Origin of the sequence: Nostoc sp. MS1 (genome assembly GCF_019976755.1) — a bacterium.
Classification (GTDB): Bacteria; Cyanobacteriota; Cyanobacteriia; order Cyanobacteriales; family Nostocaceae; genus Trichormus.
This window is the reverse complement of sequence record NZ_AP023443.1, coordinates 101,577-119,098: the sequence shown is the minus strand read 5'-3', so window position 1 is coordinate 119,098 and position 17,522 is coordinate 101,577. Positions and strand designations below refer to the sequence as shown.

The 17,522-nt window shown below is 39.9% G+C and carries 18 protein-coding genes and 1 pseudogene; 11 read left to right on the top strand and 8 right to left on the bottom strand.

All coding sequences use genetic code 11. The features are described 5' to 3' along the window. Positions 1–106 precede the first annotated feature (106 nt). The 5 genes from NSMS1_RS32925 (at position 107) to NSMS1_RS32905 (ending at position 5,605) form a co-directional block, all read left to right on the top strand. Positions 107–2,146, top strand: a complete 2,040-nt coding sequence (locus tag NSMS1_RS32925) for a vanadium-dependent haloperoxidase (protein WP_224095938.1) — start codon at positions 107–109, stop codon at positions 2,144–2,146. A gap of 380 nt (positions 2,147–2,526) precedes the next feature. Continuing rightward, a complete protein-coding gene (locus tag NSMS1_RS32920; protein WP_224095937.1) occupies positions 2,527–3,120 on the top strand; it encodes a ferric reductase-like transmembrane domain-containing protein in 594 nt (197 codons plus the stop codon). Positions 3,121–3,189: 69 nt separating this feature from the next. Beyond that, complete coding sequence (gene cysE / locus NSMS1_RS32915) at positions 3,190–3,936, top strand: serine O-acetyltransferase (RefSeq protein ID WP_224095936.1); 747 nt, start codon at positions 3,190–3,192, stop codon at positions 3,934–3,936. Beyond that, the gene (locus NSMS1_RS32910; RefSeq protein ID WP_224095935.1) at positions 3,933–4,748 is read left to right on the top strand and encodes a carbon-nitrogen hydrolase family protein; all 816 of its coding nucleotides are present in this window, start codon (positions 3,933–3,935) and stop codon (positions 4,746–4,748) included. The genes cysE and NSMS1_RS32910 overlap by 4 nt, the downstream gene beginning before the upstream one ends. A gap of 50 nt (positions 4,749–4,798) precedes the next feature. Further along, positions 4,799–5,605 (top strand): glutathione S-transferase family protein, encoded by an 807-nt coding sequence (locus NSMS1_RS32905; protein WP_224095934.1) that lies wholly within the window; start codon positions 4,799–4,801, stop codon positions 5,603–5,605. A gap of 25 nt (positions 5,606–5,630) precedes the next feature. On the opposite strand, the pseudogene NSMS1_RS32900 reads toward NSMS1_RS32905, so the two are convergent. Further along, positions 5,631–5,762: pseudogene (locus NSMS1_RS32900) on the bottom strand (IS1 family transposase); the annotation flags it as partial. Between the two features lie 470 nt (positions 5,763–6,232). On the opposite strand from NSMS1_RS32900, the gene gshA reads away from it, so the two are divergent. Next, positions 6,233–7,372, top strand: a complete 1,140-nt coding sequence (gene gshA / locus NSMS1_RS32895) for a glutamate--cysteine ligase (protein ID WP_224095933.1) — start codon at positions 6,233–6,235, stop codon at positions 7,370–7,372. 63 nt (positions 7,373–7,435) lie between these two features. Here gshA and NSMS1_RS32890 read toward each other — a convergent pair whose 3' ends face one another. The 7 genes from NSMS1_RS32890 to NSMS1_RS32860 all read right to left on the bottom strand — a co-directional run bounded on the left by NSMS1_RS32890 (position 7,436) and on the right by NSMS1_RS32860 (position 14,297). Next, positions 7,436–8,050 carry a hypothetical protein gene (locus NSMS1_RS32890; RefSeq protein WP_224095932.1) on the bottom strand — a complete coding sequence of 205 codons (615 nt, stop codon included), beginning with the start codon at positions 8,048–8,050 and terminating at the stop codon, positions 7,436–7,438. A 34-nt stretch (positions 8,051–8,084) separates the two neighbouring features. Then, complete coding sequence (locus NSMS1_RS32885; RefSeq protein ID WP_224095931.1) at positions 8,085–9,089, bottom strand: hypothetical protein; 1,005 nt, start codon at positions 9,087–9,089, stop codon at positions 8,085–8,087. A 16-nt stretch (positions 9,090–9,105) separates the two neighbouring features. Further along, positions 9,106–9,915: a hypothetical protein gene (locus NSMS1_RS32880; protein ID WP_224095930.1), complete on the bottom strand. Its 810-nt coding sequence runs from the start codon at positions 9,913–9,915 to the stop codon at positions 9,106–9,108. Between the two features lie 92 nt (positions 9,916–10,007). Next, positions 10,008–11,582 carry a hypothetical protein gene (locus NSMS1_RS32875; protein WP_224095929.1) on the bottom strand — a complete coding sequence of 525 codons (1,575 nt, stop codon included), beginning with the start codon at positions 11,580–11,582 and terminating at the stop codon, positions 10,008–10,010. 261 nt (positions 11,583–11,843) lie between these two features. Beyond that, positions 11,844–13,334 (bottom strand): ISLre2 family transposase, encoded by a 1,491-nt coding sequence (locus NSMS1_RS32870; protein WP_224095587.1) that lies wholly within the window; start codon positions 13,332–13,334, stop codon positions 11,844–11,846. 147 nt (positions 13,335–13,481) lie between these two features. Beyond that, positions 13,482–13,721: a hypothetical protein gene (locus NSMS1_RS32865; RefSeq protein ID WP_224095928.1), complete on the bottom strand. Its 240-nt coding sequence runs from the start codon at positions 13,719–13,721 to the stop codon at positions 13,482–13,484. A gap of 363 nt (positions 13,722–14,084) precedes the next feature. Continuing rightward, positions 14,085–14,297, bottom strand: coding sequence for a hypothetical protein (locus tag NSMS1_RS32860; RefSeq protein WP_224095927.1), 213 nt, complete (start codon positions 14,295–14,297; stop codon positions 14,085–14,087). A gap of 402 nt (positions 14,298–14,699) precedes the next feature. Between NSMS1_RS32860 and NSMS1_RS32855 the strand changes: the two genes are divergently transcribed. From NSMS1_RS32855 to NSMS1_RS32835, 5 genes are all read left to right on the top strand, one after another. Beyond that, positions 14,700–15,596 carry a hypothetical protein gene (locus NSMS1_RS32855; RefSeq protein ID WP_224095926.1) on the top strand — a complete coding sequence of 299 codons (897 nt, stop codon included), beginning with the start codon at positions 14,700–14,702 and terminating at the stop codon, positions 15,594–15,596. Between the two features lie 139 nt (positions 15,597–15,735). Continuing rightward, the gene (locus NSMS1_RS32850) at positions 15,736–16,059 is read left to right on the top strand and encodes a hypothetical protein (RefSeq protein ID WP_224095925.1); all 324 of its coding nucleotides are present in this window, start codon (positions 15,736–15,738) and stop codon (positions 16,057–16,059) included. Continuing rightward, entirely contained in the window at positions 16,052–16,249 is a 198-nt protein-coding gene (locus NSMS1_RS32845) for a hypothetical protein (protein ID WP_224095924.1), read from the top strand. The genes NSMS1_RS32850 and NSMS1_RS32845 overlap by 8 nt, the downstream gene beginning before the upstream one ends. 33 nt (positions 16,250–16,282) lie before the next feature. Continuing rightward, entirely contained in the window at positions 16,283–16,546 is a 264-nt protein-coding gene (locus NSMS1_RS32840) for a hypothetical protein (protein ID WP_224095923.1), read from the top strand. Between the two features lie 115 nt (positions 16,547–16,661). Continuing rightward, the gene (locus NSMS1_RS32835) at positions 16,662–17,477 is read left to right on the top strand and encodes a hypothetical protein (RefSeq protein WP_224095922.1); all 816 of its coding nucleotides are present in this window, start codon (positions 16,662–16,664) and stop codon (positions 17,475–17,477) included. Positions 17,478–17,522 lie beyond the last annotated feature (45 nt).

Genomic DNA, 17,522 nt, shown 5'->3' with positions numbered 1-17,522 from the left:
AGCATAGTTTCCTGTTGTTTCTCTGAAACAACCAGATTTTTATAGGTTGATTAGTTTTTTATCTGCAAGTTTAGTTAATTTCATTCACATAAAGAGTAGAAAGCTCATGAAAAAACAATCGTCTAAGTTTGTGATAGATTTGAATGAGATTGAAGATTCTTCTCTAGTACGTTATCCGCAGCGTCAAGTTAGCGATCGCTACAATTACACAGACTGGTCAAACTCTACAAAAACTGCACTAATCCTCAATCTAATAGATATACCCTATACTCAATTTGACGTTAAGGATGTTGATTTTAAAACAAAATTATGGACTGGTGATACTGGCGATCGCACTGGCATAGCATTAATAAATAATTCAATAAAGATAGATGGAACTCAAGCACAGCAACTAATTACTGCTTCAGGTAGCCAAACTTTATCTTCTTTATCTAGCAAAACTAAAAATCAAAATTGTAGGACAGATTTATCAATTACTTTTGGCAAAATTGAAGAACCTACAATTTTTCCAGACGAACGCGGAAAGGTTAACGTTATTGTTAGGAATCAAGGTCAAGCAAAGTACAAAGGGCCTTTAACTATCAACCTTTATGCTTCAACAGACTCAGTTTTAGATGATTCACCACTAAATACCCTCAACCCGGCATTAGAAGGAACAGACGAATTACTTGGCAGTTTGAATCTGTCATATTTGAATTTAGCACCAGGTGAATCTAAAACTTTTACAATCAACTTTGCTGAGGCTAAATTTCGTACTCCTAGTGTGGTGTCACCGGGCGCTTATTATCTATTAGCTGAAGTTGATCCAAACAACACCATTGTTGAAAGCAATGAAAACAACAACCTCAACAACATTTTTGTTTCTACGCCAGGGACTGATGTTGTACTCGATTGGAATTCCACCCTATTTAATGCCATACAGGCAAATAACATCAAAATCGAAAAGGAACTCGCACAGGGGGATATTGAAGGAGCATTAGAACTAGCGGCTCTTGATCCGCGTAACGCCGCAATAATACACTTGGCAATATATGATGCTGTCAATGCTATTGACCGTAGCCACGATCCTTATTTTGCCAACATAGACCCATCGGAAACAGTTGGTGCATCTCTGGAGGCCGCAGTAGTTGGCGCAGCCTACCAAACATTAATCAATCTATATCCAGGAGAAAAAGACGCATTCGAGGCGCAAAAAACTCGGTCTTTGGCAGAGATTCCCAACGGTAAAGCTAAAGAACTTGGCTATAGTTTAGGGGTACGCGTTGCTAATCAAATACTAGAATTAAGGAGTAATGATGGCGCAATAGAAGCATTTTTTAAACCTTATACAGCCCAGCCTATTCCTGGTGTTTGGCGACCAACTATTAATAGTAGTACAGGTGAGATCGGTGGCGAAGCATTATTGCCTGGTTGGGGTGATGTTACTCCATTTGCAATATCTAGTGTGGAAGATGTTTTACAAGGTACTGGGATAAAAGACCCTCCAGCGTTAGATAGCATTCAGTATGCAGAAGAACTGGAACAAGTTCGATTATTTGGTGGTTTAGAAGACACCGATATTACTGATGTTGTCCGCACTTCACAACAGACTGAAATCGCAAAATTCTGGGCTTACGATCGCTCCGGCACATTTGGAGAACCTTATAACCTGATTGCTCAAAGGACAGCTTTACAACAAGGTAATACTCTAACAGAAAATGCTCGGCTGTTTGCACTCATGAATATGGCGATCGCTGATGCAGGTGTCGTTGCATTCGATGCAAAATATACATACAATCAATGGCGACCAATTACTGGAATTCGAGAAGCTGATACAGACGGTAATCCATACACAGTTCAAGATCCTAATTGGAAATCGCTGCTAGATACTCCATCACATCCTGACTACATGGCAGCACACTCTGCATTAGGTGCTGCGGCTGGTACAGTTTTGGCTTCTTTCTATGGTACTGATAACATCAGTTTTAGCCTCACTTCCCAAGAATTACCTGGTGTTGCCCGCTATTTTCTAGGCTTTAGAGAGTTTGTAGAAGAAAACTCTATCAGCCGTTTTTATGGTGGGGTTCATCTACCTTCATCAAGTGAAGCTGGGTTAATTGCAGGTACATCTGTTGGTAATTATGTAGTTGATAATTTCTTAGTGTAGTAAGCTGCAAGGCTTATACCAATTCACAACTCATAATTCGCAATTTAACAAATCAGGTTTAGCGAGGCTCTTTTCGTTTCATCTGTTACTCTCTTTTGGAGACTTGGTATTACTCTCCTTTTAATCTTCTAGATACTAGAGGATAAATTGAGAAATCTAGTTCCCTCCCCTTGCAAAGGGGAGGGTTAAGGTGAGGTAACCCAAACACTGCAACGATTATCAATATTTATATGAACTTGATTAAGTTTTGATATACAATTCACAAAACAAAATACTAAATTTTTATGAATTTATAAAACTATAAAACAACAATTTGCTATTCAACATTTAAGTTATTTAAATAACATTAATCATTACCACGCTGGAATTTAAAAAAGATTATGCGACAAGTAATTATTAACTGCAAATTTTATCTTACTTCAAGTATATTAGCTTTAACTACCTACTTAATTATTTTATCTTTAGCTTTTTTTTGTAATCCTGTGCCTTTGGCGAATCTCTTAGGCTTCTTTGCATTATTGGCTTATATAGCTACGCTAATACCAAGTATATTTAAAATGATATTTCCAAAATTTAGAAGTAACAAAAGTATAATTTGGTTATTAAAAAAGCGACGTTATGTTGGAATGACAGCTTTCTTTTTTGGTTCAAATCATGGGTTGTTGTTGATACTTCAAAGACAAATTAATTTGCTATCCCCTTTAACTTATATTGAATATTTTCAAGGTATGACTATAATGTTTATCTTCAGTATTTTAGCAATAACATCAAATGATTGGAGCGTGAAAAACCTAAAAACATATTGGAAAAAGATACATCAATTAACTTACTTTGTTATATTCTTACTGCCTTGGCATATTTTAGATAAAATGTCATTAAAATGGACTTATTTAACACCCTTTGCAGTAGCATTTTCATTAATCAATCTCTGCGTTTTTATATTTTTAAAATACAAGAAACAAATTAATAGCTAATGCTAAAGCTTTACTTTTTCTAATATTCTTACACTAACTATGAAACTTTGAAAACAATATTTTTTGACAATGCTAGTAAAAACTCTCAAAGCTGATTTTGAAATTATTTTTGAACGAGACCCCGCCGCAAGTAATTGGTTAGAAGTATTGTTTTGCTATCCAGGTTTACAAGCACTATTTTGTCATCGTATAGCACATTGGTTGTATTGTCTAAAGTTACCTTTAATTCCTCGCCTGATTTCTTATTTTAGCCGTTGGTTAACTGGAATAGAAATTCATCCAGGGGCAAAAATTGGTTCGCACGTATTTATTGATCACGGTATGGGTGTTGTTATCGGAGAAACAGCAGTTGTTGATGACTACGCTTTAATTTATCAAGGTGTAACGCTTGGTGGTACTGGTAAAGAAGTAGGAAAACGTCACCCTAGTCTTGGAAAGTATGTCATTGTAGGTGCTGGCGCAAAGGTATTGGGAAATATCCAAATTGGCGATAACGTTCGTATTGGTGCGGGTGCTGTTGTTTTACAAAATATTCCATCTAATTGCACTGTAGTAGGTATTCCTGGTCGAATTGTTCGCTATCAAAGGCAATCAAATGATTGTCTTGAACATCATAAATTACCAGATCCAGAAGCAGAAACTATTTCTTATTTATCTAAAAAGATAAAATTCTTAGAGGAAGAAATTGAGTTTTTGAAAGTATTATTGTTGCAAAACCAAAAGAATTCCGCAGCGATTGAATTGTCAAAAGCTTCTATTAATGAAGTGCATTTATCTATTGCCAATAATCAAGATTCAAAATTATTAAACTTATGAAACCTTATTTAGCAGCTGCTATTCAAATGACAAGTGTGCCTAATTTGGAACAAAATTTAGCTCAGGCAGAGAAATTAGTTGAGACGGCTGTAGAGCAAGGTGCTAAATTAGTGGGTTTACCAGAAAACTTTTCTTTTATGGGAGAAGTAAAGGATAAACTTGCACAAGCGGAAGAGATTTCTGTTGCTAGCAAAAAGTTTTTGAAACAAATGGCTCAACGTTTCCAAATTACTATATTAGGTGGTGGTTTTCCTATTCCCATTGCTGATAAAAGTAAAGTATATAACACGGCTTTACTTCTTGATCCTCAAGGTAAAGAAATCAATTACTATCAGAAGGTACATTTATTCGATGTGAATGTTCCTGATGGCAATAGTTACACAGAATCTAGTAGTGTTGTACCCGGACAGCATTTACCTTCAGTCTATGTTTCCAAAGAGTTGGGTAACATAGGAGTCTCTATTTGTTACGATGTACGTTTTCCTGAGTTATATAGGTATATTGCAGATAAAGGTGGAAATATTATATTTGTTCCTGCTGCCTTTACTGCTTTTACTGGCAAAGACCACTGGCAAGTTTTATTGCAAGCTAGAGCAATCGAAAATACTTCTTATATCATTGCTCCTGCTCAAACCGGAATTAACTATGGTCAACGCCAAACTTACGGTCATGCTATGATTATTGATCCCTGGGGAGTAATTTTAGCTGATGCTGGCGATAAACCAGGAGTAGCGATAGCTAAAATAAGTCCAGAACGTCTTGAGCAAGTTCGCGCTCAAATGCCATCTCTAAAACATCGAGTTTTTATCTAGCTATTGACGACAATTCATAGTTCAGTCTGTATGAGGTTTAAGTAAGTATTATGAGCTTAGAACTTTATCACTTCCCCGACTCTCTTTGTTCTCAAAAGGTACGTATAGCTTTAGCTGAAAAAGGGCTTGAGTGGAAAAGCCACATTGTGAATTTATTGACTTTTGAAAATTTACAACCGAATTATATTCGGATTAATCCTAAAGGAGTTGTACCAACTTTAGTCAATAATGGTAATATAATCTGCAACTCAGCTATTGTCATTAAATATCTTGATCAAAACTTTCCTGAAACTAGTCTTACACCAGTAGATCCAGCGTTACAAGAGAAGATGAACCAATGGATTAGTCTTCAAGACTCTTTTCCAATGCGTGAATTAATTTATGGCAATTTGAAAGGACTTGACGGGTTTGTAGCCCGTCGCTCAGTAATGATGAAACAAGATATTATCAGTAAATTGATGCGTGAGCATCCAGACTTACACAATCAATATGCTACTAAATTGAAAGATGTAAAAGATTGGAATATCACAGTTTTAGAAAAGGCAAAAGTAAAAAGTATCAATAATACAATGAATCCAATTCTTGATAAGCTTGAAAACGAAGTTAGCAATAGTATGTGGCTTTGCGGAGATGAATATTCGCTTGCTGATGTAGTTTGGACAGCAGTACTTAATTATTTAGTACAGCTTCAAATTGATGATTTTGCTATCAAGAAAGATCGCAAAGCTATATATTTATATATAGACCGCTTGAAAGCTAGACCTAGTTTTAAAACAGCAATTCAAGATTACCTCGAAACAAAAGTTATGCAACCAATTATCCTGGCTGGTTTAAGAAGAATTTTTCTTGGTTTCTGATATTTTATTCTTTTTGTTTCAATTATTCAGAATATACTCTAGGCGGATTGTACACGTCGATAAACTGACAATTGTAGTTTGTACAAATGTGATGAAAGCTTATCTCTATTTTTTTGTTCTTCCTTATTTCTGTAGGCTCATAGTATGGACACTGCACAGTAGACAACATCAATTTATCACTTTATTATGCAGCGCACAATTTTTATATCTTGGTAGAAGTAGTTTAGTGGTGAGCCTTGCTTGGAAACTTTTTTCCTTGGGAGGCGGAGACGGTATATAGTAATTTCTGAATATGTTAATTGCGAACTTGTACCGAGTGCAGACGAAATATTGCGAATTACAAATTGCGAGTTGGTATGAATATATCAACTTTAAAGTGAAACGCTATCATTTCCAAAATTCTAATTCTTGATTCTGGATTCTGTTTTAGTAAGTACGGTTTTTGCAACCTAATATAGTAAAGAAATATCTATATCGTCACAAAAAGTAAGACTTTTGAATTAAATAACTAATATGAATTAAAGTAAAAAAATAGCTTTGATAAAAATTCAAGTAAAAGATTTTTACCCTTCAGAAAGCCATATAATTAGATACACTTAGCAATTTGAGAGAGCCAAGGAGAAATAAGTGGTACTTTTAAAAGGCTTTGAGATTGAGATGTATACCGGTACGTCTCAAGGTGAAATTATTGGTCTCTCCGATAAGATTGTCTCCGACTTAAAGGGATTTATGAGAGAACCAGACAGTCGTAATGTAGAATATACAACTCATCCATCCACAGGTTACGAAAATCTCTTATGTGCCTTACTACAACCGCGAAAAGTTTTACGAGAATATCTCCAGCGTTTGGGTAACTACACTCTCATACCAGGAAGTACGCTGCATTTGAGTGGAGGCGATCGCTTCTTTCGTTCCGACCCCACAAATCCATATCATGGCTATATTGAGCAAACCTACGGCACAAAGGTAGTTACAGCTAGCGTACATATAAATATAGGTATTAATGATCCAGAAATATTAATGCTGGCTTGTCGCGTCATCCGTTTAGAAGCACCGCTATTTCTTGCCCTGAGTGCGTCATCGCCCTTTCTTGATGGCAAAGCCACTGGCTACCACTCAACTCGTTGGGGAGTCTTTCCCCAAACTCCCGCCTACGTGCCATTATTTACTAGCCACGCCCATCATATTCGATGGGTAGAAGAACAATTAATGGCTGGGACAATGCAAAATGTTCGGCATTTATGGGTATCAGTGCGTCCAAATGGAAATCACCGTCCTTATAAGCTAAATCGTCTAGAACTAAGAATTTGCGATTTAGTCATAGATCCTATTGCTTTACTGGCAATTACCGCATTGTTAGAAGCCCGTTTGTTGCAGATAATAGATAATCCCGATTTAGATCCCTTAACTAACAGCACCTTCTCTCCAGACGAACTGATAGCCCTCACCACTAATAATGAATTAGCCGCAGCTAGTGCCAGTCTTGATGCCCAGATGCAACATTGGCAAGATGGCAGAATAATTTTAGCAAGAGATTGGATTGCAGAATTATATCAAGAACTTTGGGCAATCGCTAAACAACAAGGGTTTAGCTGTTTTCTTTCTCCTTTGCATAAAATTTTGCGCGAAGGCAATGAGGCCCAACAGTGGCTACAACTACATCGCGTCGGTTTTAACTGTCAGCGTGTAATTACCCAAGCTATTGTGGCTACACAAGAATGCGAAGTAGAACTAGAAAACAAATTGTGTTCTTCCTTACTAGCTTAATCAGGCAAACAATTAGTCGGAGTCATCGTGCCAGCACTCCATGTGAAAATCAAAGCCAGGATTTTACACAAACTCCTTGCTGTCTTCAATCATCGGACACCGCCGCATCATTTCCGCCAACGCCACTGCCTCTCCATCCGGCGTATACACAACCTCCCCCGACATCGCAATCACAATCCTATTTTTCCGCGCCCACTCAAACCACTCCTTCACGCCAGACTTGACCTGTGCGGATTCTGGTTTTCTACCTTCCCTGCAAGCAGATACAAACACAGCTTCCGGTGACTTGATCCCTTTCCAAGTCCGCACTGCCTCCATCAAGTAAGCGATCACCCCCGGTACATTCGCCCAGTACCGCTTAACTGTACGCTGAATCTCCCCGTTAAGCCGAAACTGTGGCGTACAAGAAATCTCCCTCAACTGCTGCAATACCTCCTGCACTTCCTCTTGACTGGGCTGTACTGATTTATCTTGTGGCTCAGTGTAATCATCACCAGAGTCTTCATCATAATAATTTGACGCAACCGGGGCGGCGGAAGAATGACCCTCATGAGTATTTGTCTCGTTAGTCGAGTTAACCTGTCCTGGTTCATCAACGAAGAGAGTAATCTGGGGTAGCTCTAACTCTGGGGTTTGGCAAGTCGTTTCCTGGTTACATTCCAAAATCTCCGGTTTCACTTCCTCACTTTTAGGAGACTTAACAGCATTTCTTTTATTGAGGACAAGGATACAACTTCATCATCTGTTGCAACTCAACAGGTTCCCCATTTGGTGTATAGACTACGCCACCTGACATTGCCCCAACTATCCTTTGTTTGTAGGCCCAACTGAACCATGCGTCTACTTGCGTTGTCACCGTATTCTTCCCTTTAGTGCCAGTCTTACACGAATTGATAAACAAGCCAGTGGGATTTTTACACCATCCCTCTTGTACAGCTTCCTTCACCACCGCGATCGCTCCGTGAACATTCACCCAGTATTTCTTAATAACCCCCAAGCAGGGTTGCGGGTTTATTCGTAGCCTTCTCAATTCGTGACAAACCTCGACAATTTCTTGCTTAGACACATTTAACTGGGCTTCATCTACCGCGCCAGAAAGCTCGTCTTGATGATGGTCTTTCACTCCTGTTGAGTCATCTTGTTCTGATTCATCAACAAAGTGAATAATCTGGGGTAACTCTAACTCTGGGGTTTGACAAGTCTTTTCCTGGTCACATTCCAAATTCTCGCTTTCCACTTCCTCACTTTTTTCAAGCTCAACAGCACTGTGTTGTTGTGAAGCGAACTCTTTGGAAGGGAAGTCTTTGTTATGATCTGCCGCCTGTGAGCAGATCGATATGTCCAAATTGCTCACATCGATCTGCTGATTTTGACAAATGCGATTCCACAAGGCTTGTACGTTCTCGACGTTAACCGTGAACCAGTTTGCTTGATACCAAGTTTTCTCACTATGACGGCAGACATCAATCAACTTGAAATTATCCCTCAAGTTGGCGATCGCACGTCTAATCGCTGATGTGGTCAGAAATGGCAGAGTTTCGCCCCAATCCTTGAGTGTTTTCCAAAACCAACGCCTGCCATCACGCTTGATGTGCTTGGATATTTGGCAAAAATAATGAATCTGCTGGAGTATTACTGCTTCGTGTAAACCAATCTCTGCGGCCAACAGAGGAGGAACCAACAGAGGGGATTCTGGGGTGATTAATTTACTGGTCATATATTTTACTCAATATTTAAAACGGCATATTTTCTTGGTCTTCTTCTGGCGCTTGTGACCAAAATTCTCTGAGTGCTTGAAGTTTTGCGGCTTGTAACTGCTGTTTTTCTTCGGGGGATACTTCACCAACCAATTGCGCTACCTCAGCCCGTTGTTGTTCTTTCAACTGCTCAACAGTGACAGAGGGTAGGGCTAACGGCTCAGTTTGACCCTGCTGGGAGGGGCGGAAATTGCGGCGACGGTACAGAAAGCGGAAATGGCGTTTGTCTTGTGGAGGCAGCTTGTTCCATACTTCAGCATCCCAACCGGGGGGTATGAAGTCAGATGATGGGGGCAGCAGGGTTTGTACTTGAGCTTGTAGCTGGGCAATGGCTTCTTGCATAGCAGGGATAGCTGCAAGTAACGCCATCTGCTCTGCACTGAGGGTTTGCGGCGAGTAACCCGTCTGCGACCAGATGAACACCCTCAGCCCAGCCCTAGCAACCATGCGGTAATTTTCCACAGCGATCGCTTTGCCTTTATACTTGCGAGAGTCAACGGCGTAATATTCCAGAATCGCGTGGCAAAGTTCGTCAATTACGTACAAGCTCCCATGAGCGTCATTCGTGATGAGTCTCCATTCTTTACCAGCATAGGGTTGTAGCGATTTTGGTAAGTTATTCGTGATGGGGTCGCAATCACGAATCCTGTTGAGCAATTGAGTAATGGTGTGTTGTTCGGTTCCGCAAAAATCAGCTAAGGCAGTAACGGTCATTCCACTTACACCGTCGTTAGTGCGGGTACAGAATCCTAACTCGTCCTGAATCTGAAATGTGATCGCATCCATAAATATTTCTCCAAATTTTGACGCATGAAAATATCAGCAGCAGTTGATTCATGCCGCATTCGGTTGTTTGGGCTATTTAGTAGTCGAGAGTCTTACAACAGGCGTAACTCGTCCTTAGAATGTCGGAATGATTTTTCAGTTCGATCTTTCCAGTGATCCCATGCCACCCAGACATCATCACCTAAGTCTTGAATAACCTCTCCCCTAGCTACATATAAAGCGCAGTATTCGTCAGCATGGGCAACGATGGAACCTACGGTTATAGTTTTGGGTTGTGCGGCCTTCTCTAAAGCGGTAATTAGTTCTACCTCTTGTGGGGTTAACTGGGCTAAGTAATCTTCTTCAATAACCTCGTATTCTCGCGCCACTGTTAAATAGTCAATCCATGTACACCCCGGCTTTGACAACACAGCCCGAATATCACTTACCGCCTGGGGTAATAGTTGCAACTGTTCGGCACGATATGCGATCGCCTGTGGTGTTGGCTCACTCCCCAGGATTAACGCCGCAGCTTGCAGGGCTTGGGTATTGTTCATTGCCGTCGCCAAATTACCGAGGGCGATACCCATCAAGCGTAAGCACTCGGTGGCGTTTTCCTTGGGTGGTTCCTCCGCCAGCGATCGCAGGTCAATCGTTTTGTCTAAAGCTTGTTTGACTCCTTTGTTAAGTGCTTTAGTCGCTTGCTTAGTGAGAGTATTGTTCCACTGTTGGGCGGGATGTTCTTGTACTGATTTCTCTAACTCCTGAATACGCTGTTTAAGTTGTTGGTTCTCATACTCCAACTGCCTCAATGCTTCCATTTTGTCCAGCCGTTGCTGTAACTGGGTGTTCTGCTCTTTCTGCTGCTGAAATAGTTGTTGCAGAGATGTCAGTTGTTCTTGTACCTGTTCTTCAGCCTTAGCGGTAGCTTCTGACAGTAAACCAATTCTTAACTCTTGTTCTAGCCGTTCCAATTCCTGCCGATGCTGCTGTTTCAGTGCGGCGATCGCTTCGGCGTATTCTGGGGAATATTGACGCTCGGTAGTCAATGACTCAATTTCGTCATTACTCAAGTTAGTCAAATCAGTATTGTTAATCAACAACTTCTCACCATCGGCAAAGGTGACAATTTGCTGGGTCGGGTTCGGTGCGTCTGCCTCAATGGTTCCTTCATCTCCACATCTGGGGTGAGATGGTGAGGTAACTTTTACTTGGTTCGTTTTGGGAACCAATGGTTCCTGAGACGGTGCTTTTGTGCGTGGTTGTCGAGGAACCACTTTCTGAGCCGCAGCCGCAAAATCCGATTCACTGGGTGAGGGGTTTTCTTGAACTGCGATCGCCACAGCTTGTTTTAACTTTTCTGGCTCCTCCACCAGACGCAGTAACGGACGGGCTTGACGCTCATTCTTGATGTGCTGCCCCAACTCGCCTACTGTATCAATGACCTTCTTTGCCCCCAGCAGTTGGTTAATGCGTCTCAAGCCACCCCAGTCAGATAGTTCACGCTGGCAGTATTCTTTAAAACTGGTGTACCCGGCTTCAAGGTACATCTGTTTATCGCGCATCTGCAATATTTCCTCAACAGCTTGCCATTCAAAACGGTTAATGGAGGTAAACGTTTCTTTGATGCTGGAGTTGAGAATGCTATAGCTGTGTGCTGATGTTGTTTCGCAGTCTAGTGTCAGCATATTTTTCTCCGGGAGCAACGCGATTTTGTGAAGTCGGATCAAAATCAAGCGATCGCTAAAAATCATACTTAATTTAATAGTGATTTTATTTACAAATAAAATATTGATTTACACGAAAAATCATCTTGATGAGATATCTCAAAAAGATTGCTAGCAAGTCATTTGAGGATTATTTCCAAAAATCTCTGCAACAAGTCTTTGATACTTAGTATCAATTACGGCAGAAAATAAATTGAAGGCAGAATTAAAGTATAAAATTTATCAACCAGTTTGGGGTTTGATAAAAGAATTAAAGATAGAATCACAAAAATTATCCCAACTTTTAGCTATCCATTGACAACGCAGATGTAACATAATTTCTGCATTATTTTGTAACCAAAACTTACTGTTTCCTTTCATGCGTAAATTAACAACTTGACGAATTAAACTTTCAACTGCACCACTACCGAGAGGTAATTTTCGAGCTGCAACTTCGTTATATTTTAAAAGCCTCCTTCTATACGCTTTTAAAATATAATTTCGCTCTCTTACCATAATTTTACAGCGCTCTCCTGTTGCCTCGGAAATAAATTCACCCATATTTCTCATTAAATCTAGTGCCTGACCTTTCTTTAAAATTTTCCGAGATTTTTTAAACCAGGATTGACGCTCATTATCTGTACTAAAAGCGGCATCAGCAAAATCTTGTAAATGTGATGCTGCGTGATAAAAGTCTAATAATTGATAAGTTTCAAGTGGGCATTTTAATTTTTTTAGTAAAAGAGGAATGTGTATCCATATCCACTCTGCACCATCAGCAATCAATAACACCTGCTTGGCTTCACTTATACCCAAATTTACTAAATACATCTCTAAAATTTTGAGGAATTCTTTATAACCTGAATATGTGCCATCATTCGTAATAGGTATTGTCGATGTCCTAATTTTTTTACCTTCTTCATTTACTACATAAATTGTTAGTAACTTTGGCTCCATCCATTCACCAACAAAGCCATGACGGTTTGTTTTCTTACTGCGTCTACCTTTTTTATTAAACCTAATTTTAGTTCTTCCACCATCTACAGCGATTACAACTCGTTGGCCTTTGAGAACATTACTATTAGATAAGTGGTTCATCTCCAGATTTAATATTTTTGATTGGCGTAGATTAATACCAATTTCACCAAAAAGGTAAGTCAGGCGTTCGATTCGTTTTAAACTAACATTTATTCCCCAATCCGTTAGCGTCGAACGTGCTGCATCGAAAGAACTAGCGATCGCACCATATTTTGCGATTATTGACCAGACTAGAGGGGTAATACCTTCAGACATCCCTAGCCACTTTAAAAACGGACAAAATCCTTGATTTGAAGTTTTTATTTTTGGCTCATTGAGCAGAGGATTATCAGATTCTTTACTTGTGGGATTCCGTTCAAGTACATAAGGTAAAGTTAAAGTTACTTCGACGTTTCCAATTGTTACTATTTTTCGCTTTTTAGAACCATGTTTTTGTGTATTTAAATTTCTCCATCCCTGTGTTTGACTAACAGAATAGTTTAGGATTTTTGGGGATACGGAAAGATTATATAATAAAACAGCTATACATTGACCTGCTAAAATCATTGCCTGTTCTCTAATTTCTTTTTCTCGTTCTCTCAGCTTTTTTCCATCCCACTCTGTGATATTTGTAAATTCTAAAAGTTTTGTGACCTGTAAGTGAAAACTTTTAACTGACTTGTTTAAATCAAGAGTTGCACTTATATTTTTTGCCATAAAAGGTAGACGTTAAAACTCTGGAAAGATTACTTAACCGGAATCCTACCTTGTTTTTGACCTTTATAAATTTTTGCACACATCACCAGACTTGAAATTGGTTGATAGCTTACGTATTAATACGGCTTCTAATATAAGAAATATTTTTTAGTACTGAAGAAAGTTGTTAGCGATCGCTGGTTTTTGATCCCACCTCACCAAATCGCGTTGCTCCCTTTTTCTCCTCTTGTAATACGTAAAAGAGGTGGTGAAAAATGCTTGTCGCCTTAACTTTGCTTCAACACAACAAGTAATAATGCTTTTACCTAACAGAGCTATATGAGTTTCAATAGCTAAACTTAGCTCTGTGCAGAGTGCAAAAAAATTTGGTATTGTTTGGTTGATCATAAACTGTGTGGTTTGTGAAACTTACCCAAGAGCGGTGTTTTCGAGGCAGGCGCTCTTGGGTTTGAATTTTCTGGATGATTTCAAACAACAAAGGGCATATTGTCGAATGCGAAGAAAAAATATTAAGCCACTGACAATATGCCTTGCTTTAATTGCTGTCACCCTTGGCACACATAGAATACTCCCAAGTAAGAGTAAATTACTTTCACAAGGAGAACCTTGTTATCCCAAATAGTAACACAGTATTATCACAACAGACACAATACATAAAAAGCAGTAAACCCGCCTAATGGTTGGCGGGTTTTTCCTTGAGCATCTCTTTTAGTTTTTCTAACAACTGCCTGAGAGAATCATTGTCTTCTCTCAGGCGGCGGTTTCCCCCAGCACTAGCTCTTCCAATTTTGCTACCCTTTGTCTTAGCTCAACAATATCATTGGATTCAACTTTATTTCCCAAATACTGGTCAATTAGCTCAATCAGGACATCAGTAGCGTTTTTGCCCTCTTGCTTGACCTTCTCATAAAAAGCATCTTTCTTTTCAGGCGAAATCCTGATATTTAGTCTTGTCTCACTCATAGTTTGTTCCTCGTCTATTGTTTAACGCTATCAGCCAAAGTCTTGTAATAACAAGTGTAATCCCAAGTAACTTTATTTGTTATCCCATTGTATTGACAAGTGGGATAACATTGTGTACATTATATATATGAGGTAATTCTAAACCTCACAGAACCTACAAAACTGTATCTGCTCAAGACATTTAATAGTAAACACAAGTCATCAACATTCCACTACTGCAACTATCTGTGCTTGTCTTGAGCATCCTCAAATGCCATTAAGTTTACTTTTTTGTTGATGGCTACGCCAAAGCTTTGTGAGCGCGTTGTGGCTCCCCCACAACGTTGTTCTAAAAAATCAAAAGCGACCGCGCTGCCTGAGAAACTTTGCGATCGCTTTCATCCATAACGGAGTTAAATAATTATGACTTACATTGCACATAGACAGCAACCCGTCAGCGAAAAAACCCTAGCCCAAGCTGAACTACAGCAGCACATCAACCAGCAAGCGCAAGCTGTAGCATCCGAAGAACTCACAACAGTAGAAATCCACTCCCAGCACTTTGAAATCTTTGCAGGTAAGCAGTTAATCGCATATATCACCTACGACTATAGCGACTTCATCACACAACGCTGGGTAGTTATGGTGCAAGGCAACGAGATTTTCCGCCACAATACCATTGCCCGATGCCTGCGTTACGTAGAATGGCATCACAAAGATGGCTCACTCCCAACCCCATTACCAGCACCAGAAGAATATCCTGAAGTTCCTACCGTTGCAGAAATCTCCTTCTACGACCAAGAACTAATCGCTAATAGCGAATTAGTAGCCAGCGTTGAGTTCGACAATGATAACCATGCCGATTTGTACTGGCGAGTTGTGGTCAATAACGTTGAGATATTCCGCGATACGACCCCTGCCAAATGTCACAGCTACGTCAAGCAAGCTTATCAGCAAGGTATGTTACCAGTGCAGAGACAAGAAGAACCATGCACGACTGGTAACGAAATCATGACGCAGATTTTCGATGCGTGTGAGCAACATGGATTGGAACTGCTCGATGATGGGATTTATACCCGTGATGGCGAAAAATTAGGCGAAGTCGGCTTTACTGATGGCAATTGGTGGGTCATCCGGGCTTCTTCAGTTGGGCAGCAGAAGGCGGCGTGTGAGTCGGCGATCGCTGGGGTAAACTCACTGTTGCAGGGTGAAGTTGTCGATTGGGACGAACTTTTAGATAAACCATTCGACCAACTCAGTGAAGAAGAATGGCTGCTGATGATGGAATCTGAGCCAGTACGAGAATTGGTTGCGGCTTAAGGGAATTAGTGGGCAGTATTGCAATATTGCCCACTAAGTTAAATGAAGCTGAACGGGTTCAATATAACCCTTCGTCTTGAAATCGTCTTTAGCAGATTTTTCTTAAAAGTCTACCAACCGCTTCACTCATCAATTCATCATGCAACCCACGATATCAATCCCAAAACACTGGGATTATCCTCGCTTTATCTTTGGTCAACGCACACAGCAAGGAGTCATTCTCGGACTCGAATATTATCCTGCTGACACTCAGTTGGCTTATCAATACGGTCACGGATGGCGTTACGCCCTTATGCGAGATAAGCAGTCTGAAGACATATTCTACTACCAAGAATCGCAACTTAAGCCACTTTCAACACAAGAATTACTTGCACAAATCACAGCAGAACTTGAACAACACCAACTACAAATCATAATTCTGCAACAGCAATTAGCAGCAATTACAGGAGGCAGTAATGGCTAGACCAAAGAAGAACAGTAATGATTTGACTGCTGCAAATTTGTTATATTCTCTGCGCTGTCGTGGCGGATCTGCACCTTTGCATACTCTGGGCTTCTCTTCAGGTGTTATTCAGTCTTTGTTGGATAAGAATTTGGTGAAAGTTCAGAATACGGGCTGTGGTTTTCTGCTGCAAATTATCGATGAATCATAAGGAATATTCAGGAGCCAAAGCAATTAAAAATCATTGACCTTTTGGTTCCTGACTTTTGATTATCAACAAAAACAAGTTTTAGGAGATAGTGTCATGAGCAAAGGTGAAGTCAAGCTAATTGATTTAATCGGTGTCACTCAATACTTACTATCCCAAATTGAGAAACATCCTGATTTTATCAAGCTGGAATATTACCCAGATTTAACCATTGGTGATGCTCAAACTGCACTGTCATATATCAAAGATGAGCTAGAGAGCAGTCAACAGTTATCTGCTGTATCAAAGGAAGCGAATTAGGAAAAAGCGATCGCCTGAATGAGTGCTATTCTCCAGGCGATGGCCAATCTATATAAGTAGCATCTTCCGAAAAGATTTCTATTATTGCACGCTGCAAAAAACTTCGAGGTTAAGAATGAATAACGAAATTAAGTTAGGGCTTTGTAACCCTCCTGAACCCATTTATCTATACGTCAAAAATGGGGAATCAAGTGGGGAATCGTACTTGTGGTATCACTACGATATCGAGAAAGATAAAACCATTCCTGTACAGCAAAAAGGATTAACTGGTTACTTGTCAGAACTGCGAGTAACAGCAAAAGAGTTCAAAGGTAAGGACAATATGAAGTTAGATATTGTCGTCGCTGCTGATGAAGTTTACATTATTCGCACTGGCATAGAAACGAACTTTGCCAAAACATTTTTACTCTCAGCATCTCAAGTTTATGACTTCTCTAAACCTCTGATTATTGCTGCTACAGCCGGAGACGAGAACGTCGTTTTCTGCCGATTATATGATGCGGCTACCAAAGTCAGAATACGCCGTGAATGGAACCCTAGTGCTGACTGGGCATCACTCATTGCTGATATACAGTCTCGTTTGGGTGGCATATCTTCATCTGTTGGGTTATCACCAGAACAGCCCCCGCATCCCCAAGATTTACGGGTGAAATATATTCGCACTTTGTTAGATTATCCACTTGATTTAGTCAAGGAGTATTTGCAGTTTCAAGACGCAACTAGCCCAAGCCAATTACCTGTAAGTAAAGTGGATGCTCTCGTCAAAAATATGTGTCTCGCCTGGGCTGCTAACTATATTGAGAATCCTAATCAAGCTGAAACTTCATATCAGCAGCAGGTGGTTAATTTAGTTACTGATGGGGATGATGAATTAACAGCAATTAATCAATGGATGCAGCAGCTACAAGCGGCTCAGACTGGATCTGCTTAGAGACATTTACAGGAGTCATAAATCAACAAGATTATGGCTCCTATT